This window comes from Erythrobacter ani (assembly GCF_019204025.1).
GTDB lineage: Bacteria > Pseudomonadota > Alphaproteobacteria > Sphingomonadales > Sphingomonadaceae > Erythrobacter > Erythrobacter ani.
In genome coordinates this window covers 720,741-738,340 of the sequence record NZ_JAGSPB010000001.1, presented here as the reverse complement: position 1 = coordinate 738,340, position 17,600 = coordinate 720,741, and the positions used below count along the sequence as shown (strand labels likewise).

Sequence of the window (17,600 nt, the reverse complement as noted above, 5' to 3'; positions counted from 1 at the left end):
CATCATGAAAGCATGGGAAATCGGACCACGAGGGGGCGTGGACAGCCTGCGGCAAGTCGAGCGCGCCGATCCCGTGGCGGGTCCGGGTCAGATCGTGGTCAAGGTGATCGCCGCGGGTCTCAACTACCGCGATCTGATGATCCTGCGCGGTCACTATGGCACCGACCTGCCCGAGGATCGCATCCCATTGACCGATGGTGTTGGCGTGATCGAAGCGGTGGGCGAAGGTGTCGAAGGCTTTTCCGTGGGCGACCGGGTGGTGGCTGCCAACTTCGTCGATTGGGATCCTGAGGGCGGCTTTGGCTTTCACATTTTCGGGCGCGATATCGGCGTGACGATGGATGGTTGGCTGGCCGAAAAGGTGGCCCTCCCGGCCAAAGCAGCGATCAAGTTGCCTGGCGAAATCAGTGACGAGACTGCCGCAACGCTCGCCGTGGTCGCCTGCACCGTATGGCACGCAATGGTTGCGTTCGGTGAGGCGGCGCCCGGAAAGCTGGTGCTGGCGCAGGGAACCGGCGGCGTGTCGATCTTCGCACTTCTGTTGGCCAAGGCGATGGGCGCGGATTTCGCGATTACATCATCAAGCGACGATAAGCTGGCGAAGGCGTGCGAGATGGGCGCCGATTTCACGGTGAATTACCGCGACCGCCCCGATTGGGCTGCGGCTCTGCTCGAAGCGACCGGCGGGCGCGGCGCAGACGTGGTCGTCGACACGATTGGCTTTGGCGAGTTCGAACAGACGCTTGCAGCAACCGGGATCGAAGGGCGGATCGGCACTGTCGGCGCGCTGTCCGGTTCCCCGCAGGACCCGGCGACGTTCGGTCAGGGCGCGATTCTGGGCAAGAACATCACGATCAAGGGGATCACCAGCGGTCATCGCGGCATGTTCGAAGAGGCGCTGAAGGTGATGGCGGAGAAGGGCGTCGAAACATTGGTCGAAAGCACCTTCGCGTTTGACGATGCGAAGGCTGCCTACGCCCATCTCGAAAGCGCGGCGCATATGGGCAAGGTGATGATCCGCGTCTCGAGTTAAGTGAACTCGGCCGTGGGGTCGAATTCCATCATCTCGCGATTGTTCACCGGCGCGCCCGCGAGTGCGAAATTGTCCGGGTCGATGCTCTGGGTGATCTGGCCCTGAACCTTCGATGCGTGATGGACTTGCGAGGTGCGCGGGATGCGGCGCTTTTCGTACCCGGCAAAGGCGCTTGCGACGTCACTGTGCCGTGCGATCATCTGCGCCAGCACATAGCCATCCTCGATCGCCATGGCCGCGCCCATCCCGAGAAAGGGCAGCATCGCATGCGCAGCGTCGCCGAGCATCGTGACGCGGCCCTGCGACCAGGTGCCGAGCGGCGCGCGGTCATACAGGCCCCATTTGATGATCGCCCCGGCTTCTCCGATCAGCCCGGTCACGTCCGGATGCCATCCTTCGAACGCCGCCTGAAGTTCCTCGAGCGGCGCGGGTGTGGACCAGCCTTCGGGTACTTCTTCGCCGGTTTCGACCAGTGCCGCTCCATTGACGATGCGCCCCTGCGCCATCGTATAGCGGTTGAAGGTACGCTGCGGCCCGATGAAGATCGCGCTGCGTCCGAGATCCATGAACGGTTTGGCGCGATCCATGGGCACCAGGAATCGATACGCGACATGGTCGGTAAAGCGCGGCGCGTCCCCCGGCACCAATTTGGCGCGGATCGCGGAACGTACGCCATCGGCACCGATCAAGGCGCGTGCGCTCGCGCTGAAACCATTGTCGAAAAGCGCAGTGGCGGTGTCTTCGGTTTGCTCAAACCGCGTCAGGCGATGCCCCGTATGCGTGGCGCCGCCGAGGCGTCCGAGTTCCGCCAGCAGCACCTTCTGCAAATCGGCGCGGTAGATGTGGCGAATGATATTGGCGCTGCCATCGTCCCCCAGCCCGTCACCCAGGTCGAGCGCGCCCATCAGCGCCTTGCCGGTGCCATAATGCAGGAAGGGCAGGTTGCCCGCCGGACACGCCTTGGCCGCGACCGCGCCCTGTACACCCAGCGCCCGAAACACATGCTGCGCGCCGAGACCAAGCGTCAGCCCAGCACCGGTCTCCTCGATCCGTTCGGCAGCTTCGTAAACATCGACCGCGAGGCCCCTTCGCCGCAGCGCGATCGCGCAGGTCAGCCCGCCGAGCCCCGCTCCGATGATCGCGACGCTATCGGCTGCCATCAGCGTTCGAGTTCCACCAGCTCATAGCGGTTCATCATATACCCGTCGATCGAGCCATAAACGAGCACGCTGTCGTCATCGGCAGTCACCCACATGTCGAAATCGGGATGCCGAGTGCCGCCCATCCCATCGTCGCTGTCATCGACATAGCGATAGTGACGGCACTGGAATGTCCCGGCTTCGACCGTCTTTTCCTCCTCACCGACATACTCCATCACCATCTCAAGCTCGGCAATCTGCGGCGGGGTCGCGCCGCGATGATCGGGTGAGGGGAGGAAGAAGCGCAGCTTGCGCCGATGCGGGCCCTTGCTCACGTCCATCAATCGGGTGGTGAAGCCGTCGCCCGCGATGGGGTGGGTGCCGAAGGCGTCGAACTCGCCTGCCTTGCGGCTTTCGGAATTGCATCCGATCGATGGGCCGTAACTCTCGCAGGTGATCCGGTCGCCCTTCGCATCGTAAGCCATCCAGCCCGAGCCGAGAAACTCATCCCCCAGCGTCAGATGCACCAGCAGGTTCTGCGGTTTGCGATCCGGGCCGATGTGGCAGATGATGTTGCGCAGCACCGCGGGATCGGGGTCTTCGATCTCGCACTGCGCGCTCATGATGACCGAGCCATCGGCGTGATGCGAGAAATTGAACCATTCGCGCCCGCGTTCTTTCCCAGCCATTTCGGGCTTGGCCGAAGTGTAGCGGATCTTCCCGCGCACGTTACGGTGTTTCATGGGCGGTGCCTCATGGACGATCTCTCATCGTTGCTGCTCCATCAGATCACTCCGGATTTATCGAGCCGCTCGATCACTTCGGCCTGCGCGCGGCGGAAATAGTCGCGCTCGGGGATCGACGGCGCACCATCCTGCATCATGCCGTCCGGGCCGCGGAACGGCTCGGCAGCGGCGGCGTAGGCCTCGGCGAAGAGTGCGGGGCGCTGGCGTGCGAGGTAGTTGGTCATCGCCGGAGTGCGGCGAGCCTCTCGCAATGCGCCAAGGTCGATAGGAGCGAAGGCGGTGAAGGTCTCGCCGTCGCCCGATTGCGCGATAACGTTGCCCTTCCAGTCGACCACCTGGCTGTTCCCCTCGGCGCTCGAAAGCGGCATCGCCGTCCCGCTGATCCCGGCGGTGTTGGCTGACACGACATAAGCAAGGTTTTCGAATGCGCGGGCCTGTTTGGCGATATCCTTGTTGGTGGCGATCGGCGAGCCGACTTCGGACGAGGAATGGCAGAACACTTCCGCGCCGCGCAGGGCCAATGCTCTTGCGATCTCCGGGTAGAGCACTTCCTCGCTCGCAATCGCGGCAAGGTTGCCGATCTCGGTGCGCGCGACGGGGAACACCCCTTCGAGGCCGTATTTGTCGAGATAAGCCTCCCACACATCGTGCGGGCTGGGCGCGAACATCGAGAGCAATCGCCGATAGCGCAGCACCACATTGCCCGATGGCGCGACGATGAAGCAGGTCTGGAAATAGAAATCGGGGAAAGCTGCATCGGTCTCATAGGCATTGCCCGCGACGAACATGCCGAGCCGCTGCGCGACGCCCCCGAGCGCTTCGTATTCCGGGCCATCGGCAGCAAAGCCCACCCGTTCGGCAAAGCCGGGGATCGAGATGCGCCCCGGATAGGATGTGAACAGATATTCCGGCAACACCGCGAGCTTCACTGGCTTGCCCGAATATTGCGCGACGAAAATCGAGCTGGTGCGGATCGGCGCTTCGATCTCTCCGATATGTTCGAGGATCGCGGCACGGGCGGCGCCGGTGTCGGGCAGCTGCTCCAGCGATCTCGCGGTCAGCTGCATCGCAATCGCGGAATAATTCGAAGTGTCTGTCACATTGTCCCCTTCAGCTGCCCCAAGCGGCGCATGCGCGGCGATGGCGGCGCAGGCTCCGGCGGCGAGTGCCCGCCTGCGATCGAGCTCCAGCGTCATCTATAGTCCCAGCGATCCCGGATTCATCAACCCGCGCGGATCGAGTTCGGCCTTGGCGGCTTTCAACAGAGCATCGGCGCGCGGCTCCAGACTATCGCGATAGCGATATGTTCGCCCGATCTGAAAATGCGCGGCGTCGTGCTCGAAGAAGATATCGACGATCCGCTGTTTGAGCGTTTTTGTAAGCGCCCAAGCCTCTTTGTTGGTTTCCAGCTTCGGCAGCTTCTTGAGGTGCGCTTTCTCGATTGTGTCCTCGATCAACGGGTTGTGCGCATCGGGCCAGTAGAGGCACGGCTCGATCACCATACCCGCACCGCCCACGGTGGCGATCAACGTACCGTAGTGCACACCAAGCTGGTCCATCGCCTCGGCATGCTCGGCAAACAAAGCTTCGAACGCTGCGAAACATTCGGCGGATCGGCCATGCGAGACAAGGCCGTGGATCGGTGCCCAGCGCTCGCCATCAGGACCAAGGATCGAATTCAAAGGCCCGAAGGGATTGGCGCGGATGATCTTGGGAATCGTGTTTTCGACCTCGCGCCCGCCATAATGCGCGACCAGTTGCCGGGCGATCTCTATATCGGCATCGGCTGCGGCCTGAATGCGTCCCTCGGCCAACACATGCAGCGAGAAGTTCGCGTCTTTCAGGAAATCGCGTCCGGCGGCGACGACCTTGGCGCCTTCTTTCAGCGCCTTCAGCATGCCGCCCTGTTGCTTCATCATACCGACCAATTGCTTGGCATCGCTGGTCAGGCTGTCGCGCTTCATCCGGATCGCGTTGAGATAGGGGTCGAAACCGAAGCATTCGGTTGCGATTCCGCGCCGTTCGATCGCGCTGGAGGCGGCGAACCAGCTGGCCGCGTCGTCGAAGGCGAAACTGGCATAGCCGTGGAAGTCTGCTTCGGGGATCAGCTTGAGCGTGACCGTCGCCTTGATCCCCAACGCGCCGGTGTCACCCAGAAACAGCCCGGTCAGATCGGGGCCATAGGGGCGGGTGTGCTTCTTGCCGGTGTTGAGCAAGGTGCCATCCGCCAGCACCACTTCGAGCGCAGTGCAGCTTTGCACCGCCGAGCCATAGCGCCCGGTGCCCCAGAAAATGCCGTTCTGGCTCATCCCGCCACCGATACTGGCCTTGAGGCCCGAAAGCGTGCCCCACATTGGGGTGCGCAGCCCGTGGTGGGCAAGCCGCTCACGCAAGGCCGCCCAGGTGCATCCGGCCTCTACCGTGACGGTCATCGAGACATGGTCGACGTCGAGCACGCGGTTCAGCTGCGCGAGGTCGAACAGGACAGCGCCCGCCTGATCCTGCGTGTAGCCTGCGGTGTAGCTCATCCCGCCGCCGCGCGGGGCCACTGGGTGCCCGGCATCGGTCGCGGCTTTGACAGCGGCGGCCAGTTGATCCGTGTCCTTGGGCCGGACAACGGCGGCAAGGTCTGCGCCGCGGTCGTAAATATCGTGCGCGTAGAAATTAAGGCTCGCTTCGTCGGTGAGCACTTCGGCTCCGGAGGCAGACAGCGCCTGAGCGAGGTCGGGCGAGGGGGTTGCAAGAGTAGCCATCAGGCAGGCTCCATTTCTGGGACGGGGATCTCGTCTTCCGCCTCGGGAAATTCGTCGGGATAGCGCCCTAGCAGCAGCAGCAACGCGCCGCCTCCGACGAACACGAAAATCGCGATCTCAAGGATCGGATCGTAGCTCCCCGTCCGGTCGAACACCTGCGCGTAGATCACCGGTGAGGCGGCGGAGAACAGGCCGAAGGGCATGTAAAGCATGCCGTAGATTTTGCCGTAATTGGCCATCCCGAAATACCGCCCGGTAAGGTACGCGATCAGGTCGCTTTCAGCGCCAGCCGCAAAGCCGAGCAGGAACCCGGCCAGCGCGGCGATGGGGAAAGTGATCGTGTCGCCCAGCAGCAGCCAGGCGGATAAAGCGGGCAGGCAGAGCAGCGGGAAGGCAACGAAACCCTGCCAGAACCGGTCGAGCAGTGCGCCGGTGATCAGCCGCCCGGCAAAGATACCGATGCCAAGGATGCCCATCACGCTGGCGGCGGTCGAAGCTTCGACCCCGCGCAGGCCGAGGATGGTGGGCATGTTGATGAACGCCCCGCCAAACGCTCCGGCAATCGCTGCGATAGAGAGCCAGATCAGCCAGAACCGATAATCCATCAGCGCGGTGCCGAGCGACACGCCGGTCAGCTTGCCACTGTCGCTTTCGATCGCCTTGGGCCGTTCTTCAACGGTCGGCTCGCGGAACAGGAAGAATACAATCGCAAGGGCGATAAGCGGGAACATGCCCACCGCCGCAAACATCGAGCGCCAACCATAGGTCTCGATCACGAACACTGCGAAGCGCGGCACGATGATCGCCGCAAGGCTGGTGCCCATCAGTAGAATGCCGAGCGCCAGCCCGCGATTCTTGAAGAACCACAGATTGATCGCGCGGCTCCATGTGACGGGGGTCGATCCGATCCCGACGACGCCCACAACGATCCAGAACGCGTAATATATGTAGAGGGTCGAGCGCTCATCGGCGGTCGGTGTCAGCGAGATCGCCGCGAAGGCCAGGCCGAAAGCGAACAGCGACCATAGAGCGACCGGGCGCACGCCGAAGCGGTCGGCCATCCAGCCGAATACGGGCGCAAGCAGGCTCGCGATCACGCCGAATATGGTGATGGGAAGCAGGATTTCGGTTTGGCTCCAGCCGAACTCCGCGCGCAGCGGATCGGCGGTAAACCCGATAACGTTGAACGGTATCGGAGACGCGCCGCACATGACACCCAGCACGCCTGCCAACAGGACTTTCCAGCCCTTGGCGAATTCGCCAGCCTCGGGTGCAGGCGGTGGCGCGGTTGCTGGCGTCAAGACGTCTCTCCTGTGGATGCTGGGCAGAGCATAGCCGTCATGCACCCTCTTCGCGAAGGGTTTCGGTCCGGGCGGCAGTGCGGAGTATTTGCGCGACGCCTTCGGGGTCCGTCACCATCGCATCGTGACCGGTTTTCAGCTCGGCATAATTCCAGCTCGGATCGTTCGAAACCTGGCTCGCGATCCATGGGAATTGGGTTTGGGCCATCACCGGATCGGTGCAGTGAATGTAAGTTTGCGCCAGACCCTCCGGCCCGCCATTGGCAAGCTTGATCGGGTCGAGCCAGGTCTTGAGCGGGTGCGGGGTCAGCCGCTCGGCCACCCAATCGTGGCGCGGGTGACCGGCAGGGATGCCCAGCACGCTGGGCGGGAAAACGCCGATGGCCAATCCGTCCGGTGCCAGCCCGCGCATCGCCGCCGTTGCGCCGTCGATCGCGGCCTGCGGACGAGGTTCGCCGTAGCTGAGCATGCTCTCGCCGTCTTTAGGCAGGGCGGCGTCGAGATAGACGATATGCGCGACACGCTCCTTCAAGCGGTCGGCGACCCCGGTGATGACCATGCCGCCATAGGAATGGCCGCACAGCACGAAATCGGTGAGGTCTTCAGCGAGGATCGTCGCGACCACATCGTCGATATGCGTGTCGAGGCCGATCTGCGGCGTCAGTTCGCCGGCGCGTTCGGCGAGGCCGGGCAGGGTCGGAGTGAACACCCGGTGGCCGTCCGGTTCGAGCAGCGCGCGCACCATCTCCCAGCACCAGCCGCCATGCCACGCCCCGTGGACAAGGACGATGTCGCGTTTGCGGAGCGTGGCGCTAGCAAGCGGGTTGGTGGCTCCGCCGGTCAGCGCGGCAGCCGAAATCGCGCCCGCCGCGCTCATCAGAAAGGCGCGCCGTCCCGTGGCGGCGACAACTGATCGATCCACGCCGCTAGTCCGCATGGTAAAACTCCGTCAGATTGCCGTCAGGATCGCGTACCGCCATCAAATCGACAAGGCCCAGCCCGGATACTGGCACATCGCTGGCGGAATATTCGGGCGCGAGGCCTCGCTGTTCGAGCATGGCGCGATAGGCGTCGAGCTCGCCGACCGGATAACGCACAGAGATAATCCCGAGATTGGGCGGCGAGGCGAATTGCGAGTAATCGCGGCCTTCGAAGCCTTCGAACTCCATCAGCTCGATCCGCCCGTCCTCACCGGGTAGCTCCGGCTGGACCACAGCGGCGCGGCGGGTCAGCGTGGTCGCGAGATTGGCGGGGACCGAGAAGTTGTTGGCGCGGGGTTCAGGATCGGTGAAGGGCGCATCGAACAGCACTTTCAGGCCAAGCAGATCGCGATACCACGCAATGCTGGCGGACTGATCCTTCACCATTCGCATCGTGTTGAACGCCTGGCTGAGCGGGCCGACTGGGAAACCGGTGAATGCCGGGGCTTCACGTTCGTAGAGCGCGTAATTCACGCCATGTGGCCCGCGTACTACGACATTGACGAGATCCGAGCCGCCGAAGCTGAAGCGGTAGGGCTGGCTCTCCGCCCACCAGCCGCGCGCGATTGCCGCGTCGAACAGCGCTTGCGTATCCTCGCTTCGCAGCATGATCGAGAAGATGCCGCCTGTATCCCATGGCCGTGCGGCAAGGCGGATGGGACGTTGGTTTTCAGCTCCGTCGAACCGGACGAAGCGGATGCAGCCGGTTTGCGCCTTTGCAGCGCAGACCTTACGGAAAATGCCAGAGATGTTCGCCGGTAGCTTCCAGTATTCCAGCTCGGCACGCGAAACCGCGCCCGCGCCGACAATTCGCCAATCGCCATCCTCGATCAGCCACGTTGTGCTTTCATCCAGATCGGTGACGCTGACCAGCGCCTCGTTCCACGGCTCCAGCCCGAATGAGACGGCATCCTGCGATGCGCCCGATGCCGGAGCCGGTGCATGCGCCAGTGCGTGGACCAGTGTTGGGGCCGCTGCGGTGAGCCCGAAAAGTATCGCCGCAGCGGCCTCGCGCATCAGAAGTCGTACTTTGCCCGGACGATCCAGGTGCGCGGCGGGTTGAGATAGCTGAAGTTTGCCAGCGCGCTCTCGACCGCTTCCTCGTCGAAGCAGTTGCGGCATTCGGCAATCAGCGACCAGCCGCCCATATGGCTGAGCGTGAGACCTGCGTTGAAGATGAAGCGCGATGGGCTGAACGAACCCGAAGCCGGGTCGATCGGATCGCCCAGGCCAAGCGTGTTGGTCGGGAAGACCGTGCCCGAAGGCCCGGTTATCGGCTGGTCGAACAGGGTCAGCTCGCTGGTCCCCACTTCGCTGTCATTGCGCCAGTTGGCGTTGGCCGACGGCGTCAGCGTGAGGTCGCCGAACTCGATATCGTAGCTGCCGCCGACCGCGATGGTGAGGTCGGGTGTGCGAACCGGCTCTGCGATCGATCCATCAGGCGCGACGATGCCGACCCCGCAGGCCGCCGCGTTGTCAGCACCGGTCGCGTTCGGGATCAGCCCGCCTGCAAGCTGCGCAAGACAAGCGGCTTGCTGGGCGGCGACCGATTGCACGCCGAATTCGTCAAGCGCCGGAGCGTTCTGGTCGATCCTGTAATTGTCATCCTGGTACCCGAGCGAGGCGAACAGGTTCAGCCCGTCGATCGGCACCGTAGTCAGCTCGACCTCGATACCGCGGTTGCGATAATCGGCGAAGTTGCGGGTGAGGAAGGCCAGCGAGCCATCATCCCGGATGAATGCGGATGGGGTCTGAAGTCCGTCCACATCGAGGAGGAACGCCGTGACATTCAGGCGCACCGCATTGTTGAACAGTTCCGATTTGAAACCCGCTTCGTAGCTCCACGCGATCTCCGGCCCGAACGGCAGCAATTCGGAAGGCGAAGTGCCGCGCGCGTTCCAGCCACCCGATTTAAACCCGCGTGTGGCCGAAGCAAACAGCAGGATATCGTCGGTCAGATCGTAATTGATCGCGAAGCGCGGCGTGAAGATGTCGACCGATTGCTCGGTCGGGATCGCAACGCCGTTGGTCGCGACAAGGTTAGCCGTGTCGATGCAGGTCGAAGGTCCGAACTGCGCCGCTGCCTGACACAGACCCCCGCCCAGACGCGGGCGATTGTCGCGGATATCGAACGACTTTTCCTCGTCGGTGAAGCGGATGCCAGCAGTCAGCGTAAGCCGGTCGGTGATATTCAGATCGCCCTGCAGATATGCCGCCCATGCCTCGGTTGTGTTGTCGAGGATGCGGTCGGCCAGGACCAGCGGGAAGCCGTCAGGCGGTGCGAACGGGCCAGGGCCGAGATTGAGCGAGAAGATATCGCCAAAGTCTGTCCGGTTGTCCTCGAAGAAGTAATAGACCCCCCCGACCAGATTGATCAGGCCGTCGGCGATCGATCCGTTGAACTTGATCTCCTGGGTGAACTGCGTGTGGTCGCCATCATTGGCGATGGTGAAGCCACCAAAGGTAAAGCCTGTGACGGGCGGCACGGGGTTTCCGATGCTCGGCAGGCCGCGACCATCGGCGAAGTCGATTGCGAATTGCTGGTTTACATCGACCAGTCCGGTGATGATGTTGACCGACCAGTCTGGCGACAGCTCGAATTCGAAATTGGAAGACACGAAATCCATCGTCGTTTCGTTGCCCAGCCCGAATTCGTTTTTCGCGCCTGCCAGCAGCGGACCGAACACCGGGCTGTTGAAGGTGCTGTCTTCGGTCAGACCCGTAGAAACGAAGCGTCCGTCACAATTGGCCGGGTTGGTCGGATCGCAATCGAAATTCAGGATGTTTCCAGCATCGGCGAACGTGTGGATGTAGGAACCAGTCCAGCGCGCGGAGTCCGACAATTCGCCGCGAATGCCGAGGCGCACGCCCCAGCCATCGTTTTCGTTGGTGCGCTCGCCGGTCAAGTTGTTGATCGCATAGCCATCATCGTCGTGCCAGTAACCCGACACCTTGATGGCGAGACTGTCCGCCAGTGGCAGATCGAGCGAGGCGCGGGCGAGTTTGTTATCGAAGCTGCCATAGCCGATTTCGGCATAGCCACCGAACTCATCACCCGGCTCGTTCATGACAACGCTGATCGCGCCGCCGGTCGTGTTCCGCCCGAACAAGGTGCCCTGCGGACCGCGCAGCACCTCGACGCGATTCACGTCGAACAGCGACAGGTTGTTGGCGTTCTGACGCGCCAGATAAATGTCATCGACATAGGTGCCGATCGGCGGGTCGAAGGTCGCGATCGATTCGGTGTTGCCGATACCGCGCAGAAAGTACGAGTTCGCCGTGCCGAGCCCGGTGTTGTTCAGGCCGACAAGGTTGGGCACGAATTGCGCCACCTCCAGCGCGTTGGCGATCCCCCGGCGCTCCAGCTCTTCCTGACCGAAAGCGGTGATGGCGATCGGCACATCCTGCACGCTTTCCTCACGGCGCTGTGCGGTGACGATGATCGTCGAAACACCTGACTGTTCATCGGCGGAGTCATCGGTGTCCGCGTCCTGCGCAAATGCCGTGCCCGGCATGGCAGCAAGCGCGAAAGCGGAAGTCATGCCGGCAAGCGCCAGCTTCGTCGGGATCTGCAGTTTCATTGCGATGAGCTCCTAAACCCTGTTTCGAGATCGGCCGCCTTGTGACGGTCCGCTGCTTCAGTCCTGCTTTTCAAATTTGTCCGGACAAATGCTTGCTTGTCAAGCGCAGAGATGCAATTTGTCCGGACATCTTGCATGAAAGTGTCGCTTTGCGTGATCTTGACGCAACACTTTTGCGAAAGGGCTGAAATGGAATTTTCCGGTCTCGCTTATCCTGCGCTGGTCTATGCGCATTTGCTACTGTTCGTGCTGTGGCTGGGCGCGGATGTCGGTGTGTTCGTGCTGGGTCAGCATTTCCGCCGGCGCGAGGATTACACGCTCGAACAGCGTATCGCTTTGCTCAAGCTGCTGGTGGAAATCGACATGGTTCCGCGCAGCGCCTGGGCGCTGATGGTGCCCTTGTCGCTGAGCGTGGTGGACCTTGGAAATTGGTGGGATGTGCCGGTTTGGCTGCTTGTCGGAGCGTGGGTCGTCGGGGTGTTCTGGCTGGCGCTGGTGTGGGATTCGCACTGGCACGACCAGACCCCGCGCGCGGCGCGCAACCGCCGGATCGAGGGCTGGCTGCGCTGGCTCATCGGTGGATTTTACCTATGGCTTGGCGGGCAGAGCCTGTTGATCGATGCTCCGCTGACGCCCGATTGGCTTGCGTGGAAAGCGCTGATGTTCGGCCTCATTTTTGTGGCCGCGATCATGATCGATGTCAGCTTCAAACCGGTGGGCGCGCAGCTTACGGCAGTGCTTGAGCAGGGATCGAGCGATGAGACCGAGGTCCCGTTGCGCAAGACGATGGACAAGACCCGCATCTGGGTCTGGGCGGTCTACGTCCTGCTGCTGATCACCGCGTTTCTGGGCAATGTGAAGCCGTTCTGACGCGGTTTGCGCCGGGGCGCACAGGACGGCGCGCGGCGTTGCTCTCAGAACTCGATTGTTCGGCAAATCGGGGCATAGGGTAAAAATTTGTCTGGACAAATTTTCGAGTCCGGGCAGAAATATGAAGAGGGACGGAAATATCACTGCGCGGGATCGCAGTGAGTTGAGGGAGGCAAAACATGAAAATGATCGTGCGTAGCGCGTTGCTCGCAGCCACAATACTTACGCCAGGGGCGCTTGCGGCCCAGGACAATGACAACGCATCCAGCGCTGATGCCGCCGAACAGGATAACGACCCGGACAGCGGCAATGTTATCATCGTCACAGCCCGCAAAAAGGAAGAGAGCATCCAGGATGTTCCCGTTGCGGTGAGTGCTTTCACATCGGAGGATCTGTTCGAACAGGGCATCCGCGACATCGAGGATCTGTCGCGCCGGACGCCAGGATTCGTGTTCGACACCCCGTTCGGGCGGCAGTTCGACCGTCCGATCATTCGCGGACAAGCTAACATTCTGGGCGATTCCGGCGTGTCGGTGTTTATCGACAACGTCAACGTGACCCAGTCGATCCGCAGCCTGAACTTTGGCGATATCGACACGATCGAGATCATCAAGGGGCCGCAATCCGCGCTGTTCGGACGCAATACCTATTCGGGCGCGATCAACATCACGACGCGCCAACCGACCAATGATTTCGGCGGTGAGTTCAGCTTCGAAATCGGCGAGGACAACCTCTACGAGCTGCTCGGCAATGTCCGCGGCCCGATTGTCGAGGACAAGGTGTTCTTCTCGATCGCCGCGCGGTATTACGATTTCCAGAGCGAATTCGACATTCCAAGCAACGCCAACCCATCGGTTGGTAATGAATCTTCATTCAGCATCGGTGGCACTCTCGAAGTACGCCCGACGCCGGGGTGGACGACGAAATTCCGCCTTGCCTACAACGAGGATGATGACGGGCACTTCCCGATCGGATTGCTTGGCTTCGAGGATCTGAACGTCAACGTTCCGGGCGGAATCGACCTTGGCGGTGATCAGCCGTTTTTCCAGGGCGTCGTCCCCACAGCTCCGCCCAACCCGAGCGGTCCGCCACAGATCCCTGACGTGATCGGACCTGGAGGCGGGCTTGAGCGCGAGGAGTTCTTCTTCTCGATGAATAACGAGTTCGAGCTGGGCGAATACACGCTCGTTTCGACCTTCGGCTATACGCGTGAAGATTTCCGCGACCTGATCGACAGCGATGGCCAGCCCGAATCCTTCGGCACGGCGCGCATATTCGGGCCGTTTCCGGCGGTGTTCGCTCCTCCCCCGGCTCCTCCGGGAACGATTATCGGCGTTGGTGTCGGGCTGCTGCCGTTCGACTTCACCACGAACGATGACGATTTGCAGGAAACCTATGTTGCGGAAATCCGCCTCGACTCGCCGCAGGATCGCCCGTTCCGCTGGCGCATCGGCGGGTACTATTTCCGCAACGATGAGGAAGACGATGTCTTGCTCGACGCATTCACGCCCGAGCGGGATGCGGCTATCATCGCATCAGAACAGGCAACATTGTCGCAAGTCGCTGCCGCATTCGGCGCCGCCTTCGCATTCAACGCCGCTGGACCGCTCGATCTCGCACCGCCGCCGCCCGAAGAATCGACCATCGAGAACTTCTCCGTTTTCGGCTCGGTCGCCTATGATTTCAGCGATCGGCTGACTGCCACCGCGGAGCTTCGGTGGGCCGAGGAGCAGCAGCGCCTGCGTGTGTTCGACCGCGATACCGGGGTGCTCACCAGCCTCGCCGACGGAAGCCCGTTCGACGTCGAAGCGACCTTCAATGCGGTTACGCCGCGCTTCATCATCGATTTCGACGCGACGCCTGACAATCTGGTTTACGCGAGCGCTTCTCGCGGGACCAAGCCGGGCGGGTTCAACGGCGCACAGGGCTTTGAATTCGGCTTCGGCACGTTCGATGAAGAATCGGTCTGGCAGTTCGAGCTCGGGTCGAAGAATGCGTTCTTCAACAACCAGTTGATCTTCAACATCGCCGGTTTCTTCTCGACGTTGACTGACTATCAGCTGACCGAAAACCTCGCCGCATTGGGCGCGGCGAGCACCGTGGGGTCGGTCACGGCCAACCTCGGCGATGTGGACATTTTCGGCGTGGAGATCGACGCGATCTGGAGCCCGCAGGCTCTGCCCGGTGTGACGCTGGGCGGGAACTATGCCTGGACCGATACCGAGTTCACCGATGGCACCGAAGCGACGCAGGGTGCGGTGTTTGGCGATCCCGATCTGACCGGACAATCACTGCCGCGTCAGGCCCGGCATCAGGCTTCCTTCTACGCCGATTACGATGTCGAACTCACCGACGACTTCTCGGCGCTGTTTTCGGTCAACGGGAACTACCTCTCCAGCCGCTTCGCGCAAGTTCAGAACCTCGCGGAGACCGGAGAATCCTTCGAACTCGATGCCCGGATCACGTTCGACTATCGTGATAATCTGAGCCTCACCTTCTACGGCAGAAACCTCACCAACGAAGATGCGCCGCTCGGTGTCTTGCGCTTCCTCGATCCAAGCGGCGGCAATGGCAGCTTCGTCGTGAACGGCGTGGTGATCGAGAACGGCTTCAACCTTGCATCGGCAGGCCAGTCGCGCGGGTTCCAGTACAACAATCGCCGAAGCCGCCGGTTCGGGGCGATCCTGCGGTATCGTTTCTAAACGCGCGACACCGACAATAAAAAGGGGGCGGGAAGCTGTAGCTCCCGCCCCTTTTTCATGTGTTAGCCCCATCCGCTTCGATCAATGACCAGCTTCATCTTTGGGCGCGTCCGCTTCGGCTGCGCGCGCCTGATCGGTGAGCATCTTGAACTTGGTCCAGGTGGTCTCGTTGCGGCGTGTATCGTCCTTTGGCGGGGCCTGTTCGTAGATCGGGTAGTTTGCCCTGATCTCGGTCTTGAGCACATCGGGCAGCTCTTCGAACCCACCTGGCAGTTTCTGACCCATCGCATTAAAGACCATTTGACCGGGACGTCCGCCCATCTCCATCCACGGAGCCCATGGCGAAATGCGCACCCAGCTGATCATCGGATAGGCCGTCGGGGTAGAGGCGTCGTAAAGGTCGTCCTTCAACGCGGCGAAGTCGAAGATTTCCATCGCGTGATAGGAATTGCCGACATACTCCTGATACGCCCCCGCAAGCGGGTTCGGGTAGAACAGCGGCACCTCGAACGGGATAAAGACATAGGGGCCGGATTCCTTCAGCGTCGAAAGTTGGAACGGCGATCCATCGCTGCCGACTGCGAAATTGGGCCTGCCGTTCACCGGATCGTTGTGGATCTGCATCACCGACACGGTTTCACCGGTATAGGGGTTCTCCCATTCGTTCACGACTTCGCCGGTTTCCGGGTCGAGCATCAGCATGACCTCGCGGCTGATCAGCCGCCAGCCGGTGCCGCGCTCGGGATCGGTCACCTCGACGCAGCGACGGATGTTCATGCCTTCGCCTTTGAACAGCAGCTTGTCGCGCTGGCCCGGCGCGCGGCCATAGATGTTGCCCGACCAATGATAGACCGCGGGTTCGTCGGCAGAAACGCCGCATTGCAGCCGCTTGGAAATTTCCAGCGCGTCTTCGGGGACGGACGGGTCGAGCATCTGCGCTTGCGCCGGAGCGCCTGCGATCATTGCCGATCCGGCAAAGCCTGCTGCAACCAAAAGCGATCTCATGAATTTCATCTGTTCCCTCCCCAAGCGATGTATATACCGGAAATTGTCCGGACATTTGCGCATTTCATCCTTGACTTTAGATTTGTCCGGACAAATTGTGAAGTCTCAATTCGGGCTCACTTTCCGCTTTTCACTGGAGCTACGCAAGAACGTGTTCACTGCCGCCAGCCTCCTGTTCGTTCCCGGATCGCGATCCGACCGCTTTGGCAAGGCGCGCGCTGGTGGAGCCGACCTGACGATCATCGATCTGGAAGATGCGGTCGCGGCCGAAGACAAACAGAGTGCGCGCAACGCGGCGCTGTCAGAGATTGCCGAGGAGCGGCAGGGCTGGGCGATCCGGATCAACGCTGTGACGACGGCTGCGGGTATTCGCGACTTGGCTGCGCTGGCCGATGCAGGCACCTTGCCGGAGACATTGCTTGTGCCGATGGTCGAGGCGGTGGCCGAGATCGACGTCGTCGCAGGCGCGTTGAGCGATAAATGTCCGGCATTGGTCCCCTTGATCGAAACGCCCAAGGGGTTGCGTGGCGCGCTCGACATCGCATCGCATGAAGCAGTTGCCGCCGTTATGTTCGGTGGCGGGGATTTTTCCGGTGAGCTTGGTGTCGAGCTGGCGTGGGAGCCGCTGCTGGCCGCGCGTCAGCATGTCATCCTCGCCTGCGCCGAAGCGAAGAAGCCCGCGATCGACGTTCCCTTCATCCAGCTTGATGACGCGGAAGGGCTGGCCGAAGAGGCTGCCCGCGCCCGCGCCATCGGGTTCAGCGCCAAGGCCGCGATCCATCCGCGTCAGGTGCCCGCGATCCAGTCCGCCTTCGCTCCGAGCGACGCAGAAGTGGCCGAAGCGCGCGAGGCGCTTGAAGCCTATGAAGCGGGCGGTGGCCGCGCGATCCGGTTCAGGGGGCGCATGCTCGAAGCGCCATTTATCAAGAAATATCGCGCGGTGATCGCGCGGCATGAGGAGCAAGCACATGCGTGACGGCGTAATCGAAGTATCTCCGGGCCGCTTTCGCGAGGTTCAGGGCCGTTACTTCGAAGATTTCGTGGAAGGCCACGTCTATGAACACCGCCCCGGTCGGACCATCACCGATGCCGACAATGTGTGGTTCACGCTGCTCACCATGAACACCCATCCGGCGCATTTCGATTACGAGCTTTCGAAGGACACCGAGTTCGGCAAGCCGCTGGTCGTGTCGCCATTCACCATCGCATTGATGACCGGGATGAGCGTCTCCGACACCAGCGGCAAAGCGATCGCCAATCTCGGCTGGGACGAGGTGCGCATGACCAAGCCGTTATTCGTCGGCGATACGCTCTATTGCGAAAGCGAAGTGCTCGAAAAGCGTGAAAGCAAGAGCCGCCCCGAACAGGGCATCGTTACTTTCAAGACCATCGCCAAGAACCAGCATGGCGACATGGTCAGCCACTATAAACGTACCGTTCTGGTCTGGAAGCGCGGCTTTGGCGGCCTCGACGACTAGGAATCGACAGAC

General features: G+C 61.9%; 14 protein-coding genes. 5 read left to right on the top strand and 9 right to left on the bottom strand.

Translation table 11 applies throughout. The annotated features are described in order from the left end of the window. Positions 1-4: 4 nt before the first annotated feature. Positions 5-1,033, top strand: a complete 1,029-nt coding sequence (locus tag KCG45_RS03490; RefSeq protein WP_218315714.1) for a zinc-dependent alcohol dehydrogenase family protein — start codon at positions 5-7, stop codon at positions 1,031-1,033. Here the strand turns inward: KCG45_RS03490 and KCG45_RS03485 are convergent. Genes KCG45_RS03485 through KCG45_RS03450 form a run of 8 tightly spaced genes read right to left on the bottom strand, consistent with a single transcriptional unit; the run spans position 1,030 to position 11,533 of the window. Next, positions 1,030-2,193 (bottom strand): FAD-dependent monooxygenase, encoded by a 1,164-nt coding sequence (locus KCG45_RS03485; protein ID WP_218315713.1) that lies wholly within the window; start codon positions 2,191-2,193, stop codon positions 1,030-1,032. The two genes, KCG45_RS03490 and KCG45_RS03485, sit on opposite strands and share 4 nt — an antisense overlap. Continuing rightward, entirely contained in the window at positions 2,193-2,915 is a 723-nt protein-coding gene (locus tag KCG45_RS03480) for a DUF3108 domain-containing protein (RefSeq protein WP_218315712.1), read from the bottom strand. Before KCG45_RS03480 ends, KCG45_RS03485 begins: the two co-directional genes overlap by 1 nt. Positions 2,916-2,956: 41 nt before the next feature. Then, entirely contained in the window at positions 2,957-4,114 is a 1,158-nt protein-coding gene (locus KCG45_RS03475; RefSeq protein WP_255547931.1) for a nitrilase-related carbon-nitrogen hydrolase, read from the bottom strand. Then, positions 4,115-5,671, bottom strand: coding sequence for an FAD-binding oxidoreductase (locus KCG45_RS03470; protein WP_218315711.1), 1,557 nt, complete (start codon positions 5,669-5,671; stop codon positions 4,115-4,117). Continuing rightward, complete coding sequence (locus tag KCG45_RS03465) at positions 5,671-6,972, bottom strand: MFS transporter (RefSeq protein ID WP_255547930.1); 1,302 nt, start codon at positions 6,970-6,972, stop codon at positions 5,671-5,673. Before KCG45_RS03465 ends, KCG45_RS03470 begins: the two co-directional genes overlap by 1 nt. Positions 6,973-7,009: 37 nt before the next feature. After that, the gene (locus KCG45_RS03460; RefSeq protein WP_218315710.1) at positions 7,010-7,909 is read right to left on the bottom strand and encodes an alpha/beta fold hydrolase; all 900 of its coding nucleotides are present in this window, start codon (positions 7,907-7,909) and stop codon (positions 7,010-7,012) included. Then, complete coding sequence (locus KCG45_RS03455) at positions 7,899-8,969, bottom strand: VOC family protein (protein WP_218315709.1); 1,071 nt, start codon at positions 8,967-8,969, stop codon at positions 7,899-7,901. Before KCG45_RS03455 ends, KCG45_RS03460 begins: the two co-directional genes overlap by 11 nt. Beyond that, entirely contained in the window at positions 8,969-11,533 is a 2,565-nt protein-coding gene (locus KCG45_RS03450; protein WP_218315708.1) for a TonB-dependent receptor, read from the bottom strand. Before KCG45_RS03450 ends, KCG45_RS03455 begins: the two co-directional genes overlap by 1 nt. A 189-nt stretch (positions 11,534-11,722) precedes the next feature. Between KCG45_RS03450 and KCG45_RS03445 the strand changes: the two genes are divergently transcribed. Both KCG45_RS03445 and KCG45_RS03440 read left to right on the top strand, forming a co-directional pair. Continuing rightward, entirely contained in the window at positions 11,723-12,403 is a 681-nt protein-coding gene (locus KCG45_RS03445; RefSeq protein ID WP_218315707.1) for a hypothetical protein, read from the top strand. Between the two features lie 179 nt (positions 12,404-12,582). Beyond that, entirely contained in the window at positions 12,583-15,105 is a 2,523-nt protein-coding gene (locus KCG45_RS03440; RefSeq protein WP_218315706.1) for a TonB-dependent receptor, read from the top strand. An 81-nt stretch (positions 15,106-15,186) separates the two neighbouring features. On the opposite strand, the gene KCG45_RS03435 is transcribed toward KCG45_RS03440, so the two are convergent. Continuing rightward, positions 15,187-16,119 carry a DUF1838 family protein gene (locus tag KCG45_RS03435; RefSeq protein WP_218315705.1) on the bottom strand — a complete coding sequence of 311 codons (933 nt, stop codon included), beginning with the start codon at positions 16,117-16,119 and terminating at the stop codon, positions 15,187-15,189. Positions 16,120-16,207: 88 nt separating this feature from the next. On the opposite strand from KCG45_RS03435, the gene KCG45_RS03430 reads away from it, so the two are divergent. Both KCG45_RS03430 and KCG45_RS03425 read left to right on the top strand, forming a co-directional pair. Beyond that, on the top strand, positions 16,208-17,086 hold the full coding sequence (locus tag KCG45_RS03430; RefSeq protein WP_369410721.1) for an HpcH/HpaI aldolase/citrate lyase family protein: 879 nt from the start codon (positions 16,208-16,210) through the stop codon (positions 17,084-17,086). Then, the gene (locus tag KCG45_RS03425; RefSeq protein WP_218315703.1) at positions 17,079-17,588 is read left to right on the top strand and encodes a MaoC family dehydratase; all 510 of its coding nucleotides are present in this window, start codon (positions 17,079-17,081) and stop codon (positions 17,586-17,588) included. Before KCG45_RS03430 ends, KCG45_RS03425 begins: the two co-directional genes overlap by 8 nt. The last annotated feature ends 12 nt before the right edge of the window (positions 17,589-17,600 follow it).

What these genes read in the sequence shown, in the direction of transcription:
- KCG45_RS03480 (WP_218315712.1), bottom strand. Translation starts at nt 2,915, where the DNA reads ATGAAACACCGTAACGTGCGCGGGAAGATCCGCTACACTTCGGCCAAG.
- KCG45_RS03490 (WP_218315714.1), top strand. Translation starts at nt 5, where the DNA reads ATGAAAGCATGGGAAATCGGACCACGAGGGGGCGTGGACAGCCTGCGG.
- KCG45_RS03455 (WP_218315709.1), bottom strand. Translation starts at nt 8,969, where the DNA reads ATGCGCGAGGCCGCTGCGGCGATACTTTTCGGGCTCACCGCAGCGGCC.
- KCG45_RS03425 (WP_218315703.1), top strand. Translation starts at nt 17,079, where the DNA reads ATGCGTGACGGCGTAATCGAAGTATCTCCGGGCCGCTTTCGCGAGGTT.
- KCG45_RS03485 (WP_218315713.1), bottom strand. Translation starts at nt 2,193, where the DNA reads ATGGCAGCCGATAGCGTCGCGATCATCGGAGCGGGGCTCGGCGGGCTG.
- KCG45_RS03460 (WP_218315710.1), bottom strand. Translation starts at nt 7,909, where the DNA reads ATGCGGACTAGCGGCGTGGATCGATCAGTTGTCGCCGCCACGGGACGG.
- KCG45_RS03450 (WP_218315708.1), bottom strand. Translation starts at nt 11,533, where the DNA reads ATGAAACTGCAGATCCCGACGAAGCTGGCGCTTGCCGGCATGACTTCC.
- KCG45_RS03475 (WP_255547931.1), bottom strand. Translation starts at nt 4,114, where the DNA reads ATGACGCTGGAGCTCGATCGCAGGCGGGCACTCGCCGCCGGAGCCTGC.
- KCG45_RS03435 (WP_218315705.1), bottom strand. Translation starts at nt 16,119, where the DNA reads ATGAAATTCATGAGATCGCTTTTGGTTGCAGCAGGCTTTGCCGGATCG.
- KCG45_RS03470 (WP_218315711.1), bottom strand. Translation starts at nt 5,671, where the DNA reads ATGGCTACTCTTGCAACCCCCTCGCCCGACCTCGCTCAGGCGCTGTCT.
- KCG45_RS03440 (WP_218315706.1), top strand. Translation starts at nt 12,583, where the DNA reads ATGAAAATGATCGTGCGTAGCGCGTTGCTCGCAGCCACAATACTTACG.
- KCG45_RS03445 (WP_218315707.1), top strand. Translation starts at nt 11,723, where the DNA reads ATGGAATTTTCCGGTCTCGCTTATCCTGCGCTGGTCTATGCGCATTTG.